Source organism: Gluconacetobacter takamatsuzukensis (assembly GCF_014174275.1).
Classification (GTDB): domain Bacteria; phylum Pseudomonadota; class Alphaproteobacteria; order Acetobacterales; family Acetobacteraceae; genus Gluconacetobacter; species Gluconacetobacter takamatsuzukensis.
On sequence record NZ_JABEQK010000012.1, the window covers coordinates 24,053 to 40,330 of the forward strand.

Here is a 16,278-nt window from a genome sequence, read left to right on the forward strand (position 1 = left end):
GGAAGGGACAGAGGGGGACGCGACGGAGGGCAGGAGCCCGTCAGCTTCTCAGAACGTCTGGCAGCCCGCGCGAATGACCAGGCCGACCGATTGCTGCTGGAAATCGTGGCGATAGGCGGCGCGGATGGCGTCCAGCCGCGCCGCCAGGCCGGGGGTGTCGGGATCGGCGGCGATCCAGACGATGCGGGAGGGTTCGGTCGTGACCTGCCCGCTGACGCGGTCGCGCCACTGGCCGCCGGCCTGGAACACGCTCAGCCCGTCGGGGAAGCGCGGGGTGACGGTGCGGGCCAGGAAATCCTGCCATTCGGCGTCGGTGACCGGGCGGCCGTCGGGGCGGGTCAGGCCGAACAGCAGCGAGATCTCGATGCCGCGATGGGCGCCGAATCGCGCGCAGGCCAGGTCCGTGGCCGCCGGCCTGTCAGGGGCGGCCGGCGCGCAGGCGGCCAGCAGGGAGGTGGTTGCCACAAGGCATGCCGCCGCCGCGCGCATCAGGCGAAAGCCGGATTGTCCAGGCCGGACAGGCCCGCGCGCAGGTGGCGGCCGCCGGGGCTGTCGGGGTCGATCAGCCCGTGGCGCAGGAACAGGTCGATCAGCACCAGGTTGACGTTGAACTTGAAGGCATCGCCCTCGCGCACGATCCGCCAGGCCTCGTGCAGGGGCATGAGGATGAAGGATTCGACCTCGCCGTCGGTGGGGACGGGCACGAAATCGGGCGGCAGGTCGAGGTCGTAGCAATGCAGCACGTCGCGGCGCAGCCCCTCGGGCCGGTCCATGGCGTAGCGGATGCCGGCCGACGGCGTGGCGTGGGCGACCAGGGCGGGGGCGATGCCGGCTTCCTCGGCCGCTTCCTTCTCCAGCGCCTGCCGGGGCGTGTGGCCGGCGGGGATGCCGCCGGCGACCAGATGGTCCAGCTTGCCGGGGTCCAGGCGCTTGTTCATGGCGCGGCGGCCGACCCACAGATGCAGCCCGTCGGGGCGGCGGACCAGGCCGTTCATGTGCACGCCATGGGCGATCAGCCCGAACAGCGGCAGGGCGCCCCGGTCGATGCGCGCCACGGGCGGCGCGTCGGCGGTGGGGGCGACGTCGAACAGTTCGTGGTGGGAACGGTAGGCGCCCTCGGCGGCCAGGGCCTCGCCGATGGCCTCCAGCCGGGACGGGTCGTCCAGCACCAGCGCGCCGTCCTGCCGGTGCAGGCCGTGCCGCGCCAGCGCGGGCAGCAGGGCGGGCGCGATCCAGCCCGCCATGGCGCCGCCCAGGCGGAAGGGCGTGCGGTCGCCGGGCAGGCGTGCCGTGTTGCAGGAATCGAGATGCCGGATGAAGGGGGCGGCGTCCGATGTCATGCCGGTCTGCTCCTTGTGCGTGGGCATGGCATACCGGGTGGGGAAGGGTGTGACAATCCTGCCGCGCCGCGGGCCGGACAGGGGGGCGACGGTTTGCAAATGCGGCCCCGCATGCCACATCCAGAGGCATGACACCGCCCTCATCCTCCCCCCGGGCCGCGCGCGAGCGCCCCGTGCACGCGACCCTGCGCGCGCTGCTGCCCTATCTCTGGCCCCGTCACGATCTCGGCACCCGCGCGCGGGTGGTGGGGGCCTGCCTGCTGCTGGTCGCCGCCAAGGTCGCGACGATCGCCGTGCCTTATGTCTACAGCCTGGTGGTCGATGCGCTGCATCGCGGGCCGGGCACGCCGGGCGGCATGGGGGAAATGACGGTGCCGATGGCGCTGATCGTCGGTTACGGGACGCTGCGCCTGATGTCGGCGGGGATGGGGGAGTGGCGCGATGCGCTGTTTGCCCCGGTGCGCTTTCATATCAGCAGCGTGGCGGCGGTGCGCAGTTTTCGCCACATGCATGCGCTGTCGCTGCGCTTTCACCTCGACCGCCAGTCGGGCGGCGTCACGCGGGCGATCGCGCGCGGGACCGAGGCGATCGAGACCATCCTGCGGGTGGGCGTGTTCAACATCGTGCCGACGCTGATCGAGGCGCTGATGGTGATCGCCGTGATCTGGCGGCTGTTCGACTGGCGCTATGCCGCGATCATGCTGCTGGCGGTGGTCGCCTATGTCGGCTTCACGATCACCTTTACCTCGTGGCGGATCGGCATCCGCCGCGAGATGAACGAGATCAACAGCGAGGCGAGCTGGAAGGCGCTGGACAGCCTGCTGAACTACGAGACGGTCAAGTATTTCGGCAACGAGGAGCATGAGAGCCGCCGGTACGAGGAAACCCAGCGCCGCTACGAGCGCGCGGCGGTGCGGACCCAGCTTTCGCTCAACGGGCTGAATTTCGGGCAGGCGGCGATCATCGCCGTGACGCTGACGGTGGTGATGCTGCTGGCGGCGCACGATGTGGGGCAGGGGCGCCTGACGGTGGGGCGTTTCGTGCTGGTCAACACCTATCTGATGCAGCTCTACCTGCCGCTCAATTTCCTCGGCAGCATCTATTCGTCGCTGCGCACCTCGCTGGTCGATCTGGAGCAGATGTTCCGGCTGATGGAGGAGGCCCCCGACGTGACCGACCGGCCGGATGCCATCGACCTGCCGGCGCGGCTGGACGAGGCACCGGCGGCGGCGATCCGCTTCGAGCATGTGCGGTTCGGCTACCGGCCCGACCGCGAGATCCTGCACGATGTCAGTTTCAGCGTGCCCGCCGGCGGGCGCGTGGCCATCGTCGGCCCCACCGGGGCGGGCAAGTCGACCATCAGCCGGCTGCTGTTCCGCTTCTACGACGTGAATTCGGGCCGGGTCGTGATCGACGGGCACGATGCGCGCGACTACCGCCAGGCGGCGCTGCGGGCGGCGATCGGGGTGGTGCCGCAGGATACGGTGCTGTTCAACGACACGATCGGCTACAATATCGCCTATGGCCGCCGGGGGGCCTCGCAGGACGAGATCGAGCATGCGGCGCGGCTGGCCCAGATCCACGATTTCATCGCCAGCCTGCCGGACGGGTATGCGACCCGGGTGGGCGAGCGGGGGCTGAAACTGTCGGGCGGCGAGAAGCAGCGCGTGGCCATCGCCCGGACCATCCTGAAGAATCCGCGCATCCTGATCCTCGACGAGGCCACCAGCGCGCTGGATACCCACACCGAGCAGGAGATCCAGGTCGCGCTGCGCACCGTCTCGGCCGAGCGGACGACCGTGATCATCGCCCATCGGCTGTCCACCGTGGTCGATGCGGATGAAATCCTTGTGATGGGCGACGGGGTGATCAAGGAGCGCGGCACCCATCGCAGCCTGCTGGCCCGCGACGGACTCTATGCCGGCATGTGGGCCGCCCAGGCCGAGGAGCGTGGAGAGGATGCCGGCCAGGCGGCGGTGGGGGCTGGTCTTCCGGCCTGAACGGAGGCACCTTGCGCCCGCCGCGTCCCCCGGGGACGCAGGAACAGGACGCCGTCTCGAAGACGCGCAGCAAAGGGAGAGGATGACATGGCGGAGAAGGAAGGCGAGGGACCCGCGCTGGGCCAGGACGGATCGGTGCCCGAGGAACTGAGCCATTGCGGCGCCGTGGTCGACAAGGCCATCGAATACATGCTGGGCGAGAACCTACCGCCGATCGCCATCTCGTCGGCCCTGCTGGGCGGTGCGCTGGGCCTGCTGGCCCGCACCATGGACCAGGGCACGATGCTGGCGATGCTGGAAAACGCCCTGCACAGCGTGCGCTCGGGCGACCTGCACCCCGACCGCGACAAGGTCACGCGCCCCGAATAAAGCAGAGGGCCGGAAGGGGATTCGGGCGAAAACGCCCCGAATCGCGCCTTTCGGCTTGACTGGGCGCGGTACCTTGGCCATAAGCCGCGCCTAATCTTGACGATCGTTGCCGGGCATTATGCCTCGGCCCCAGTTATCCGAGGATGATACCATGTCTCGCCGTTGCCAGATCACGGGCAAGGGCGTGCTGACGGGAAATAACGTCAGCCACGCCAACAACAAGAGCCGCCGCCGCTACCTGCCGAACCTGCAGGAGACGTCCCTGCTGTCCGATATCCTGGGCATGCCGGTGCGCCTGCGGGTCAGCACCAACGGCATCCGCACGGTCGAGCATAACGGTGGCCTGGACGCGTTCCTGCTGTCGACGCCCGACCGCAAGCTGCCGGTCGAGGCCCAGGCGCTGAAGCGCCGTATCCTGCGCGCGCAGGAAAAGAAGGCCGTAGCGGCCGCCTGAAGACGGTGCGCCGGTCCGGCCGGGTTTTTCGGCCGGATCGGGCTTGCATGTCTCAGGTGCCTGACGCATGTCAGGGCCATCTGTCTATTCAGCCGGTCCGCATCTTCCTCGATCCCCGCGATGGGGTGGGGGGCTTCCGGCTCCGACAGGCGCGAGGGGAAAGGTTCCGTTCGCGCCTGAATTGTTTTGTGGAGGTTCCCCCGTGTCTGAAAAGTCCGATCTTTCACTGATCCGTAATATCGGAATCACCGCGCATATCGATGCCGGCAAGACGACGACCACCGAACGGATCCTGTATTACACCGGCGTGTCGCACAAGATCGGTGAGGTCCACGAGGGCAACACCACGACCGACTACATGGACCAGGAGCGTGAGCGCGGCATCACGATCACCTCGGCCGCCGTCACCTGCGAATGGGACGGGCATCGCATCAACATCATCGACACCCCGGGCCACATCGATTTCAACATCGAGGTGAATCGCTCGCTGCGCGTGCTCGACGGCGCGGTGTTCATCATCGAGGGCGTGGCCGGCGTGCAGCCGCAGTCCGAGACCAACTGGCGCCTGGCCGACCGCTACAACGTGCCGCGCATCATCTTCATCAACAAGCTGGACCGCACCGGCGCCGACTTCTACCGCGCGTTCGACACGCTGAAGGAGAAGCTGGACATCGTCGCGATCCCGCTGCAGCTGCCGATCGGGGCCGAGGAAAACTTCGTCGGCGTCGTCGACCTGGTCGAGATGCGCGCCATCATCTGGGAAGGCGGCGAGCTGGGCGCGAAGTTCCATTACGCCGAGATCCCCGACGACCTGAAGGAAAAGGCCGCCGAGGCCCGCCAGGAGCTGCTGGACACGGCGCTGGCCGTCGACAACGCGGCGATGGAAGAATATTTCGAGAAGGGTGAGGTCGACGTCGCGACCCTGAAGCGCTGCATCAAGAAGGGCACGATCTCGGGCGAGTTCCGTCCGGTCCTGTGCGGCACGGCCTTCAAGAACAAGGGCGTGCAGCCGCTGCTGGACGGCGTGATCGACTATCTGCCGGCGCCGGACGACGTGGCGGGCATCCGCATCGCGCCGCCCGAGGGCGAGGAAGTCGACGAGAACGCGCTGCCGATCATCCCGGTCGATCCGAACGGCAAGTTCGCCGGCCTGGCGTTCAAGATCATCAACGACAAATACGGCACGCTGACCTTCGTGCGCGTCTATCGTGGCGTGCTGCGTTCGGGCGACAGCGTCCTGAACACCACGAAGGACCACAAGGAGCGTATCGGCCGCATCTTCCAGATGCATGCCGACAAGCGCCAGGAAGTGAAGGAAGTCCACGCCGGCGACATCGCCGCCTTCGTGGGCCTGAAGGACACGCAGACCGGCGACACGCTGGCCGATCCGGCCGATCCGGTGGTGCTGGAGCGCATGAGCTTCCCGGTCCCGGTCATCGACATCTCGGTCGAGCCGAAGACCAAGGACGGCGTCGAGAAGATGACCCTGGCGCTGCAGAAGCTGGCGGGCGAAGACCCCTCGCTGCGTCTGAAGACCGACCAGGAAACCGGCCAGACCATCCTGTCGGGCATGGGCGAGCTGCATCTGGACATCATCATCGACCGCCTGCGCCGCGAATATGGCGTGGACGCGAATATCGGCGCGCCGCAGGTGGCCTATCGCGAGACGATCACCCAGCCGCATGTCGAGACCTACACCCACAAGAAGCAGTCGGGTGGTTCGGGCCAGTTCGCCGAAGTGAAGATCGAGTTCGCGCCGCTGGAGCGGAACCAGGAGATCCAGTTCGAGAACAAGGTCGTCGGCGGCACCGTGCCGAAGGAATATATTCCGGCGGTCGAAAAGGGCATCCGCATGCAGTCCACGACGGGCGTGCTGGCGGGCTTCCCGACCGTGGACTTCAAGTTCACGCTGCTGGACGGCAAGTACCATGACGTCGACTCCTCGGCGCTGGCGTTCGAAATCGCCGCCAAGGCCTGCTTCCGCGAAGGCATGAAGCGCGCCGGCCCGGTGATCCTGGAGCCGATCATGGACGTGGAAGTCACGACGCCGAACGACCATGTCGGCGACGTGGTGGGCGACCTGAACCGTCGTCGCGGCATGATCCAGAACCAGGAGAGCTCGGGCTCGACCGTCATGGTCCGTGCGCTGGTGCCGCTGAAGGAAATGTTCGGCTACATCTCGCACCTGCGTTCGATCACGAAGGGCCGCGCGTCCTTCACGATGCAGTTCCATCACTACGACCCGGTGCCGCGCAACGTGGCCGAAGAGATCGTGGCCAAGTCGGCCTGATCCCGACCGGATGACAAGGACCGCCGCCCCGCAAGGGGCGGCCTGCATTACCGGCAGACCCCGCCCATGTGGCGGGGTTTGTTGTTTTGGGGCTTCGGCCGGCCGATGCACCCGGCCCGGTCATGGGCGCGGATCGGCCGTGGTTCCCCCTCGGTGGGCCGGCCGCGGGCAAGCCGACGCGGGGGGGAGGCCTGGCCCGATCCGGTCTCAGATGTTGTATTCGATGTGATCCTTCAGGGCGTTGTCCGGCGTCCTTGTGAGGTCTTTCCCGATGATTCCGATGATCTTGGCCTTGGTCCCGGCCTTGAGGTGGCTGGCGATGCCGGAACTGCTGTGCGCCGGGGCGATCAGCAGAAGCCTTTCGTAAGGCTGATCCCATGCGTCGATCTGCCGGGCGACGAATTTTGCGAACGACGCCATTTCCAGCCCATGACGATCGTGGCGCGGGTTGAGGGCATGGTGGGCGGTCGAGCCGGTATGGTAGGTGGCGCCCGGCGCGTCGTCGCCCAGGTCCGACGTTCGCTGATGGGCGGTGAGCGCATCGAAGGACGCGATGGTATGCAGGGCATGATTGTCGGCCGGTTGCACGAAACGGGCATGCTCCCCGTCCGCGACGACGATCAGAATCCCGTGCCTGGCGGTCATTTTCCTCGATCCTTGTCGAAAGCCGACGCTGGCCCCCGAGAAATGCGGACAGGCGGGAGGGAGGACAATGGGCCTCCGGACTCTGTGATGACGGGCGGGCGAATGCGTCGCGCCCGCGACGCGCCCTGTGTGCGGCCTGGGCGAACTTGTGCCGCGCGCCCGTGTTAAGCGTGCAGCAAGCATGGCACAGGGAGGGCATGGTATGGCCTGGTCCATCCCGATCGGCAGGTTCTACGGTACGACCGTTCGCCTCCATGTCACCTTCCTGCTCTTTCTGGTCTGGATCGGTGCGGCCTACTTCATGCAGGCGGGCGCGCGGGCGGCGATCGACGGCGTTGTCCTGATCCTTGCCGTGTTCGCCTGCATCGTTCTGCATGAGTTCGGCCATGTGCTGGTCGCGCGACGCTATGGCGTGCGCACGCCGGACATCACGCTCCTGCCGATCGGCGGGGTGGCCCGGATGACGCACATCCCCGAACAGCCGACGCAGGAACTGGCGATCGCGCTGGCGGGGCCGGCGGTGAATCTCGTGATCGCCACGATCCTGTTCGGGGTGACGCATACCGTGCCTCATCTGTCCGACGTCGATTTCCAGGACCCCGGCACCGGGCTGATACCCAGATTGTCCAGCATCAATCTGTTCCTGGCCGTCTTCAACCTGATCCCGGCCTTTCCCATGGATGGCGGGCGGGTGCTGCGGGCCTTGCTGACCTATCGGGCGGGCTATGCGCGGGCGACCCAACTGGCCGCCGCGGTCGGCCAGGGGATTGCCTTTCTCTTCGGGTTCCTGGGGCTGATGGGCAATCCGCTGCTGCTGTTCATTGCCCTCTTCGTCTATATGGGCGCCGCGGCCGAAGCGCATGGCGCCCTGTTCCGGCAATTGGCGCATGGCATGATCGTATCCGATGTCATGACCACACATCTGGAAACGCTGTCACCCGACAGCCGGATGGACGAGGCGGCCCTCAGGATGATCCATGCGCCGCAGCAGGAATTCCCGGTCGTGGACGGGCAGGGCGTGCTCCGTGGCCTGCTGACGCATGCGACCATCCTGAAGGCGATGCAGGACGGCAAGGCGGACAGCATGGCCGCGGACATCATGGTGCCCGACATTGCCTGCCTGCATCTTTATCGGACGGTGGACGAGGCGCTGCGCCTGCTGGAGGATAATCAGGTGCCGGCGATCGGCGTGACGGATGCGCGGGGGCGGTTCATCGGCCTGGTTTCCCGGACGAATATCGGGGAGGTCATGACGCTGCATATCCTGCGGAACCGGCCGGCACCGCCTCTGCCGCTGCCTCCCTGAGGCGAGCGGCCGCCGCGCCGGAGGGTCAGTGCGGGGCGCGGGCCTGCGCGACCAGTCGCATGACCTCGGCATCGTCGACCTGCGGGAAATCCTGATAACAGGCGCCCACGGCAAGGAACGATCGCGGTTGCAGCAGGCAGACGATCCGGTCGCATTCGGCGCCGAGTGCCGCGATGCTTTGGGCAGGCGCGACCGGGACGGCCAGCACCAGGCGGGCCGGGTGATTTTTTCGCAGGGCCCGCAGGGCGGCCCGCATCGTGCCCCCGGTGGCGATACCGTCATCGACCACGATCACGACGCGACCGGTGACCGGCACGGGGTGGCGACCGGGTGCATACAGGTGGCGTTGCCGGTCGATTTCCGCGCATTGCCGATCCACGATGCGCTGGATGGTGTCCGCACCGATCCCCGACGCCCGGATATAGGCTTCATCGAGCACGATCTGCGGATCGGCGCCGTCCACGACCGCGCCGAGACCATATTCCTCGTGATCCGGGCTGCCGATCTTGCGCACGAACAGCAGGTCCATGTCCGCATCGAGCGCCCGCGCGACCTCGAAGGCGACCGGCACGCCGCCGCGCGGCAGCGCCAGGACCAGGGGATGGGAGGCGGCCAGCGGCAGAAGGGCCGCGCCCAGTGCCCGCCCCGCATCCTGCCTGTTCCTGAAGAAGAAGGAGCGATCGGGCGGCATGTGGCTCTCCCGTCAGTCTCGGCGCGCCTGCGGGACATGGGACGGGCCGGGTCATCGTGCAGGGAGGGGGCTTTTCACGAAGCGGGGAGGCCGGTTGCCGCGCGCGATCATCCGTCCCGCAATGCCGTGGCCGGAGGCTGGCGGGCCGCCCGCAGGGTCTGGGCAATGACGGTCGCATATCCGATCAGGAGCGCGCTGAGTGTCGCCTCGACGAATGGCCAGGGGGTCAGCGCGATGCGCTGGTCGAAGCCGTTCAGCCAGCTCCGCATCAGGACCCACGCGACCGGCCACGCGATCAGGTTGGCCAGCAGGACCGGGCGCAGGAACTGCCCGACCAGCAGGGCCAGCACGTTCCAGGCGCGCGCGCCCAGCACCTTGCGGATTCCGATCTCGTGACGCCGGCGCGAAACGGTAAAGAGCGACAGCCCATAGAGGCCGAGGGCGGCGATGCCGACCGAGATGCCGGCGCCCATGCCGAAGAGGAGCCCATGTTCCCGGTCGCTCCGGCTGTCCTCGGCCAGGATGTTCGCGACCGTCTCGGCCGCGAAGGGGACGTCGGGCGCGGTGGCGATCCATGCGGCGCGCAGGCGTGCGAGCATGTCGGGCGCGGAGGCACCGGCGAAACGCACATGGATCGCGACTGCCGTCCGGGCCTGGTCGTCGGGGCGCAGCCCGTAGAACAGCAGGGGGCGGACCCGCTCGTGCGGGCCGTTGAGTCGTGGGTCGTCGATCACCCCGATCACGCGCAGGGTCGGTGCCGTATCTTCCTGGCGCACCAGGCGGCCGATTGCCGCCTGCGGATCCCCGATGCCCAGCCGTTCCACCGCCGCGCGGCTGAGCACGACGCTGCGGATGGAGGGCACGAGGCGCTGCGCGCCCCGGAAATCCTCCCCCCGCTGGGGATCGAACCACCGCCCGGCCAGGAGTTTCAGCCCGTAGAGATCGGCATAGCCTTGCGTCGCGAAGCCCCAGTTGAGCGATGCGTGGTTCTGCGGGGTCGTATCGAGGCTGAACGTATCGCCGTCGGTCACGAAATGCGGGTAAATGTCGGACCGTTCCACGCCCGTGACGCCGGGGACCGTGCCGAGGGCGCGGCGCAGGGCGCCCTGACGATCGACCAGGCTGTCGTCGGTGGCCGAGGTGACGACGATCAGGCCGCTGGTCGTGATGCCGCGCGCCATCATGCGCACGAACTGCGCCTGGTCGGTCATGACCAGCGTGCAGATGGCAAGCCCGATCGCGAAGCCGAATTGCAGGGTGACGAGGGCGGCGCGCAGCCGGGCGCCCATGCGGCCCCCGGCGGGCATGCGGCTGGCCGCCAGCACCGGGGCCGGCGCGTAGGTCGACAGGACCATGGCCGGATAGAAACCCGCACCCGCCCCCACCACCAGCACGGTGGCAAGGCACAGCAGCCCGCAGAAGAGCGGATCGAGGGTGAGCTGCCAGCCGCCGAGCGTGCCGATCAGATGGATTGCCATCTCGCACAGGGCCAGCCCGCAGAACGCGGCGACGGCCGTCAGGACCATGGCCTCGGCGACGAAGCGCCGCACCAGGGCGGCCCGGGTGGCACCGAGAACCTTGCGGACCGCGATCTCGCGCGCGCGAAGCGACGCGCAGGCGGTTGCGAGATTGATATAGTTGATGCCGGCCGTGACCAGGGCGGCGAGGCCGACGAGGCCGAGGATGGTGACGAAGGTGCGGCTGATCGTGCCCGCGCCGATCCGGGCATCGCGGAAATGCATCGCACGGAACGGGACCGGCGTCAGCCCGCCATTGCCCAGATCGTTGCGGATGGTTTGCAGCGTGTCCGCGCCCGGATGGCGCGCCATGTAGCGGCGCAGGCCCGCGCGGACCGCGGGCAGGGCGCGCGCATCGGGTATCCGCACGAAGACCTGCCCCCAGGTCGAGCCCCAATGGGTCACGGCTTCCCAGTTTGCGGCATCGGCCGGAAAACGCTCGATAATTCCGAAATGGTAGGTCGCGTTCAGCGGCAGGTCGGCGTAGACGAGCGTGACGATGGAGGGCCTGGCATCCTGGGCGATGCGCATCGTGCGGCCCACCGCATGGACGGTTCCGAAATATTTGCGGGCAATGCTGGCGGGAATGGCAATGTCGGCGGGTTCGGACAGCGCCGAGCGCGGGTCGCCGTCCAGGGCACGCAGCCTGAAGAACGAGAAGAAGCCGGGATCGGTGAAGCTGGTCTCTTCCTGCTCGACACGCGGCCCGACATGTACCGGCTGGTCCTGCGTCATCAGCCGCAGCATGTCGGTGACGGCCGGGAAATCCTGCCTCAGGAAAGGGGCTGCGACAAAGCTGGCACCCGGGATTTCCTCGGGCGTGCGACCGGGCAGCGTCCAGACCTGGTCGAGCCGGTAGAGGCTGCCGGTCTCGGGCAGGCTGCCATCATATCCCGTTTCGTAGCGCACGATCAGCGCCATCGTCAGGAAGACGGCGATGCCCAGCGAGAGGCCGGCGAGATTGATCGCCGTATAGAGCGGATGTCGCGCCAGGCTGCGCAGGACAGAATGGATCATGCCGTCTCTTCATTGTCGGACCGTTCGGACCGACAGTCTGACATGAAACGGGATGTCGTGCAGTTGCTTGAAATGAAAGGGATTTTTGAAAACGGGTCGCTACCCCTGTGTCCGGATACGGACACAGGGGCAGGCGGGGCCCGGCATGTCCTCGACCGGCCAGCGGAAACGTCCGCCTCCCGGTGGAGAGGCGGACGCCCGGACAAACCATATCGTTCGGAATGAAGCCCTGGAGGCCCTTAGCCGCGTGCCGGCGGAACCGTGACGGGCGGCGGCGGCGGGGGCGGCGGGGGAGCTTCGACCGGCGCGGGCGGCGGCGGCGGGGGCTTGTCCTCGGCACACGCCGCCAGGAGCATGACAGGAAGCGCTGCGGCAACCATCGCGACCACACGCAGACGCTTACGACGGGACAATGTTTCAGAAACCGCGAACATCAGGCGCTCCCCAATTGGAATTTCAGAAGATAACGCGTAATTAGCTACACCTCTTGACAAAAAGTCAAACTACTATTTGCGTGATCTACGACGATCCTGGAGACATGTTTCGTGCGGGTATCATGGTGGGCGGCCGGGCCGGGCCGGCAGAAGTCAATGACCGTCGTTCGGCCGCAGATTGCCACCCGCAGCATCGTCGCTCGCAGCCTGCTTGCCCTCGCCATGACATGCGGGCTTGCGGCGTGCGGCACGAATCCGGAACATGCCAATACCGAACTCGGCAATCTGATCGACGGCGCGCCGCACCTGACGGTCGCCGGCGAACCCGTGAATGTCGCGCTGCTGCGGCGTTTCTATGCGCGCCATGATTTCGAGCCCGTATGGACCGGGCGGCAGACAGAGGCGAATGCCCTCCTGAAGGCCGTGTCGCGTGCGGGAGAGAACGGTCTGGACCCCGAATTGTTCCATGCCGGCCTGCTGCGGCAGGGGACAGATCTGTCGCCGCTCGACCGCGAATTGTTACTGTCCGATGCGTTCCTGTCCTATGCCGATGCCCTGGCCCGCGGCGCCGTGCCCGTGGAGCGCCGGAAAGACGACGAGGCGCTGACGCCCGAGCCGGTCGATGTGGCCGCCAGGCTCGATGCCGCCATCGACAGCCCCGATCCGGCGGCGGTCATCGATGCGCTGGCGCCCTCGACGCCGACCTATCGGGCTTTGCGCCAGGCCTTGCGCACCTGCCGCCAGTCTCCCGCGGGCGGTGCGGCGGGATGTGCACGCAGGATCGCCGTGAACCTCGAACGCCAGCGCTGGCTGCCGCGATCGCTGCCGCCCGATCGTGTCATGGTCAACGTGGCCGAGGAAAGGCTGGTGCTGTACCGGGCCGACCGGCCGGTATTCTCCACGCGGGTCGTCGTCGGCCAGGATGAGGAGCGTAACCAGAGTCCGGAATTCCGCGCCATGATCGAGGCCAGCCTGTATAATCCGCCATGGGTTATTCCGGGCGATATCGCCCAGCGGGAAATCCTGCCGAAGATCCGCCGTGACCCCGGTTATCTGGCGCGGAACCGGATGGTCATGATGCCGGGTGGCGAGATAGAGCAGCGGCCGGGACCCGATGCCGGGCTGGGGCTGATCATGTTCGACATGCCAAACCGGTTCGATGTCTATCTGCACGATACGCCGGATCAATATCTCTTCAGGCGCGAGAACCGTCGCATCAGCCATGGCTGCATCCGGGTGCAGAATCCCCGCGACTTTGCCGCCCTGCTGATGCGGCAACCGGTCGACGCGATCAATCAGGGGATCGCGCAGGGGACGACCACGCGCAATGCGCTGCCGGTGCCCGTGCCCGTATTCGTGGTCTATATGACCGCGTTTGTGGATCCTGACGGGGTGTTGCGGTTCCAGCCGGATTTCTACAATCGCGATGCTGATATCTGGCAACATCTGAAGCGGCCGCCATCCGGGCGGCTGCCGGTGGCGCGGACGGACCGTCGCCCGGTATCGTCGGCGACCCTTCTGGCTGCGCTGGAGAATCCGGGACCGCCGGCGGTCAGGATTTTTTGAAAAAGGCCCGATAATACCGGACGAAGTTCCGGGACGGACCGATAACCATGGCACGGGCCGGCCAGTGGCCTGCCCCGTCCGGTGAGAGACCCGGACGGGGCAGGGCGGCAGGGCCCGTTCAGGCGCCCGTGCGTTCCAGCACCGGTGCGCCCTGACCCTGTGCCGCCCGGGCCTTGGCGACGCGGCGCCAGCGGTGCAGCGTCGGCTCGGTATAGCCGTTGGGCTGGGTGGCGCCGGTGAAGACCAGTTCGGCCGCCGCGCGGAAGGCCGGGCCGTCTTCATTGCCGGCCATCGGGCTGTAGCCTTCCTCCCCCTTGTTCTGCGCATCGACGATCGCGGCCATGCGCGTCATCGAGGTCCGGACTTCCTCTTCCGAGATCACGCCGTGACGCAGCCAGTTCGCGACATGCTGCGACGAGATGCGCAGCGTGGCGCGGTCCTCCATCAGGCCGACATCGTTGAGATCGGGCACCTTGGAACAGCCGATCCCCATATCCACCCAGCGCACGACATAGCCCAGGATGCCTTGCAGATTGTTGTCCAGCTCTGCCCTGCGCTCGGCCGCCGACCAGTCGATCTGCCGGGCCAGCGGCAGCGTCAGCAGCGATTGCAGGGCTGCGGGCGGCACCGTCTCCAGCCGGCCCTGCACGGCGCGGACATCGACAAAATGATAGTGCAGGGCATGCAGTGTCGCCGCCGTGGGCGAGGGCACCCATGCCGTGTTGGCACCCGCGCGGGGGTGGGCGATCTTCTGTTCCATCATGTCGGCCATGCGGTCTGGCATCGCCCACATGCCCTTGCCGATCTGCGCGCGTTCCTTCAGGCCGCAGGCCAGGCCGATGGCGACGTTGCGCTGTTCGTAGGCGGCCATCCACGGCTCGCCGCGCATCGCGCCCTTGCGGACCACCGGGCCGGCCTGCATGCAGTAATGGATCTCGTCGCCCGTGCGGTCGAGGAAGCCGGTATTGATGAACACCACGCGGTCGCGCGCGGCATGGATGCAGGCGGCCAGGTTGGCGCTGGTGCGCCGTTCCTCGTCCATGATGCCCATCTTGATCGTGTTGGGCGGCAGGTCGAGCATCTGCTCCACACGGTCGAACAGGGCGTTGGACAGCGCGACTTCCTCGCCGCCGTGCATCTTCGGCTTGACGATATAGATCGAGCCGGTGCGGCTGTTGATGGTCGGCGAATTGCCGCGCAGGTCGTGCAGCGCGATGGCGGCGGTGATCGCGGCGTCCAGCACGCCTTCGGGGATGGCGTGGCCGGTGCTGTCCACCACCGCATCGGTGAACATGTGGTGGCCGACATTGCGCACCAGCATCAGGCTGCGCCCCGGCAGCACCAGCGACGTGCCGTCGGGCGCGGTGTAGCGGCGATCGGGCGCCAGCTGCCGCTCCACCATCCGCCCGCCCTTGGGGAACGAGGCGGTGAGGGTGCCCTTCATCAGGCCCAGCCAGTTGCGATAGACCAGGATCTTGTCCTCGACATCGACGGCCGAGACGCTGTCCTCGCAATCCATGATGGTAGTCAGCGCGGATTCCGCGATCACGTCCGCAATGCCCGCCAGGTCGCGGCTGCCGATCGGCGAGGCGCGGTCGAAGCGCAGCTCGATATGCAGGCCGTGATTGCGCAGCACGATCGCCTCCGGCGCGTCGCCCGTGCCCTGGAAGCCCGCGAACTGGGCGGGACGGCGCAGCTCCACCGGCTGGGCGACGCCGTCGAGGGTCGCGAACAGCCGGCCGTCGGCGACGTGATAGCGCGTGGCGTCGGCGTGACTGCCCTGCGACAGGGGCGTGATTTCGTCCAGCAGCAGCCGCACGCGGCGGATCACCTGCGCGCCGCGCTGCTCGTCATAGCCGCGCGCCGGCACGCCCGAGGGGCCGTAGGGCTCGGCATCCGTGCCGTAGAACGCATCGTACAGGCTGCCCCAGCGCGCATTGGCGGCATTGAGCGCGTAGCGGGCATTGGTGACGGGAACCACCAGCTGCGGGCCGGCGACATGCGCGATCTCGGCATCGACGTCGCGGGTCGTGATCGCGAAATCGGACGGCTGTGCCTCGAGATAACCGGTTGTGCGCAGCACGCGGATCTGGCCCTCGACATCGGCCGGGTCGAAGCCCGGGGCGGTCAGCAGCTGGTCCACGGCCTGTTGAAGCAGCCGCCGCCGCGCCAGCGCGTTCAGGACCTTGGGCGCGAACTGCGAGACGAGGTCGGACAGGCCGGCCCAGAACCGGTCAGGGGCGATGCCGGTCCCGGGCAGGACCTCGTTCGTGACGAAGGCATCGAGGGCGTGATCGACTTGAATCTGACCAATCGTGCGGCGGGACATGGCGGTTCCCCTTGATAGGATGGTGCGGACCGGCGGGTCCGGAGTGTCGGTGGTGGCGGGACTGTCCGGCGGACAGGCCGGCGTGGCTCAGAAACGGGTCCTGTGGCTGTGCAGGAGCAGGCGGCCCGCCGTGCCGGCGGGGTGGCCGGCATGGAGCGGGAGAAACGGCCGAAGGATGCCGCCCGCGCCCCATACCGGCCGCAGGGCGGCGGCACGGGCCGGGGCAGCGTTTAAAATGGCGATGGATTCGACGGGCATTGACGAATCTTCCTCTTCGATCATCCTGTGGCTTCAGTTAAGGAGACCCATGAAGTCGATGC

General features: G+C 67.6%; 13 protein-coding genes. 6 read left to right on the forward strand and 7 right to left on the reverse strand.

Annotated elements, in window-relative coordinates; all coding sequences use genetic code 11:
• Positions 1-48: 48 nt before the first annotated feature.
• Complete coding sequence (locus tag HLH27_RS14205) at positions 49-465, reverse strand: DUF3574 domain-containing protein (RefSeq protein WP_338029918.1); 417 nt, start codon at positions 463-465, stop codon at positions 49-51.
• 23 nt (positions 466-488) lie between these two features.
• The gene (locus HLH27_RS14210; protein WP_182950698.1) at positions 489-1,340 is read right to left on the reverse strand and encodes an NUDIX hydrolase; all 852 of its coding nucleotides are present in this window, start codon (positions 1,338-1,340) and stop codon (positions 489-491) included.
• Positions 1,341-1,468: 128 nt separating this feature from the next.
• Between HLH27_RS14210 and HLH27_RS14215 the strand changes: the two genes are divergently transcribed.
• From HLH27_RS14215 to fusA, 4 genes are all read left to right on the forward strand, one after another.
• Positions 1,469-3,340: an ABCB family ABC transporter ATP-binding protein/permease gene (locus HLH27_RS14215; protein WP_182950699.1), complete on the forward strand. Its 1,872-nt coding sequence runs from the start codon at positions 1,469-1,471 to the stop codon at positions 3,338-3,340.
• A gap of 87 nt (positions 3,341-3,427) precedes the next feature.
• Complete coding sequence (locus HLH27_RS14220) at positions 3,428-3,709, forward strand: hypothetical protein (RefSeq protein WP_182950700.1); 282 nt, start codon at positions 3,428-3,430, stop codon at positions 3,707-3,709.
• A 151-nt stretch (positions 3,710-3,860) separates the two neighbouring features.
• Complete coding sequence (gene rpmB, locus HLH27_RS14225) at positions 3,861-4,163, forward strand: 50S ribosomal protein L28 (RefSeq protein WP_182950701.1); 303 nt, start codon at positions 3,861-3,863, stop codon at positions 4,161-4,163.
• Positions 4,164-4,365: 202 nt separating this feature from the next.
• The gene (gene fusA, locus HLH27_RS14230) at positions 4,366-6,453 is read left to right on the forward strand and encodes an elongation factor G (protein WP_182950702.1); all 2,088 of its coding nucleotides are present in this window, start codon (positions 4,366-4,368) and stop codon (positions 6,451-6,453) included.
• Between the two features lie 207 nt (positions 6,454-6,660).
• Here the strand turns inward: fusA and HLH27_RS14235 are convergent, their stop codons facing one another.
• Positions 6,661-7,098: a host attachment protein gene (locus HLH27_RS14235; RefSeq protein WP_182950703.1), complete on the reverse strand. Its 438-nt coding sequence runs from the start codon at positions 7,096-7,098 to the stop codon at positions 6,661-6,663.
• A gap of 202 nt (positions 7,099-7,300) precedes the next feature.
• On the opposite strand from HLH27_RS14235, the gene HLH27_RS14240 reads away from it, so the two are divergent.
• On the forward strand, positions 7,301-8,404 hold the full coding sequence (locus tag HLH27_RS14240) for a site-2 protease family protein (protein ID WP_182950704.1): 1,104 nt from the start codon (positions 7,301-7,303) through the stop codon (positions 8,402-8,404).
• Between the two features lie 25 nt (positions 8,405-8,429).
• On the opposite strand, the gene HLH27_RS14245 is transcribed toward HLH27_RS14240, so the two are convergent.
• On the reverse strand, positions 8,430-9,095 hold the full coding sequence (locus HLH27_RS14245; protein ID WP_182950705.1) for a phosphoribosyltransferase: 666 nt from the start codon (positions 9,093-9,095) through the stop codon (positions 8,430-8,432).
• A 107-nt stretch (positions 9,096-9,202) separates the two neighbouring features.
• Entirely contained in the window at positions 9,203-11,629 is a 2,427-nt protein-coding gene (locus tag HLH27_RS14250) for an ABC transporter permease (RefSeq protein WP_182950706.1), read from the reverse strand.
• A 590-nt stretch (positions 11,630-12,219) separates the two neighbouring features.
• Here HLH27_RS14250 and HLH27_RS14255 point away from each other — a divergent pair.
• The gene (locus tag HLH27_RS14255) at positions 12,220-13,629 is read left to right on the forward strand and encodes a L,D-transpeptidase scaffold domain-containing protein (protein ID WP_182950707.1); all 1,410 of its coding nucleotides are present in this window, start codon (positions 12,220-12,222) and stop codon (positions 13,627-13,629) included.
• Positions 13,630-13,747: 118 nt separating this feature from the next.
• Here the strand turns inward: HLH27_RS14255 and HLH27_RS14260 are convergent, their stop codons facing one another.
• Both HLH27_RS14260 and HLH27_RS14265 read right to left on the reverse strand, forming a co-directional pair.
• The gene (locus HLH27_RS14260) at positions 13,748-15,958 is read right to left on the reverse strand and encodes a malate synthase G (protein WP_182950708.1); all 2,211 of its coding nucleotides are present in this window, start codon (positions 15,956-15,958) and stop codon (positions 13,748-13,750) included.
• An 87-nt stretch (positions 15,959-16,045) separates the two neighbouring features.
• Positions 16,046-16,216, reverse strand: coding sequence for a hypothetical protein (locus HLH27_RS14265; RefSeq protein WP_182950709.1), 171 nt, complete (start codon positions 16,214-16,216; stop codon positions 16,046-16,048).
• Positions 16,217-16,278: the final 62 nt, after the last annotated feature.

Coding starts and splice junctions, on each gene's coding strand:
- HLH27_RS14210 (WP_182950698.1), bottom strand. CDS start 1,340: ATGACATCGGACGCCGCCCCCTTCATCCGGCATCTCGATTCCTGCAAC.
- HLH27_RS14215 (WP_182950699.1), top strand. CDS start 1,469: ATGACACCGCCCTCATCCTCCCCCCGGGCCGCGCGCGAGCGCCCCGTG.
- HLH27_RS14220 (WP_182950700.1), top strand. CDS start 3,428: ATGGCGGAGAAGGAAGGCGAGGGACCCGCGCTGGGCCAGGACGGATCG.
- rpmB (WP_182950701.1), top strand. CDS start 3,861: ATGTCTCGCCGTTGCCAGATCACGGGCAAGGGCGTGCTGACGGGAAAT.
- HLH27_RS14235 (WP_182950703.1), bottom strand. CDS start 7,098: ATGACCGCCAGGCACGGGATTCTGATCGTCGTCGCGGACGGGGAGCAT.
- HLH27_RS14240 (WP_182950704.1), top strand. CDS start 7,301: ATGGCCTGGTCCATCCCGATCGGCAGGTTCTACGGTACGACCGTTCGC.
- HLH27_RS14245 (WP_182950705.1), bottom strand. CDS start 9,095: ATGCCGCCCGATCGCTCCTTCTTCTTCAGGAACAGGCAGGATGCGGGG.
- HLH27_RS14250 (WP_182950706.1), bottom strand. CDS start 11,629: ATGATCCATTCTGTCCTGCGCAGCCTGGCGCGACATCCGCTCTATACG.
- HLH27_RS14255 (WP_182950707.1), top strand. CDS start 12,220: ATGACCGTCGTTCGGCCGCAGATTGCCACCCGCAGCATCGTCGCTCGC.
- HLH27_RS14260 (WP_182950708.1), bottom strand. CDS start 15,958: ATGTCCCGCCGCACGATTGGTCAGATTCAAGTCGATCACGCCCTCGAT.
- HLH27_RS14265 (WP_182950709.1), bottom strand. CDS start 16,216: ATGCCCGTCGAATCCATCGCCATTTTAAACGCTGCCCCGGCCCGTGCC.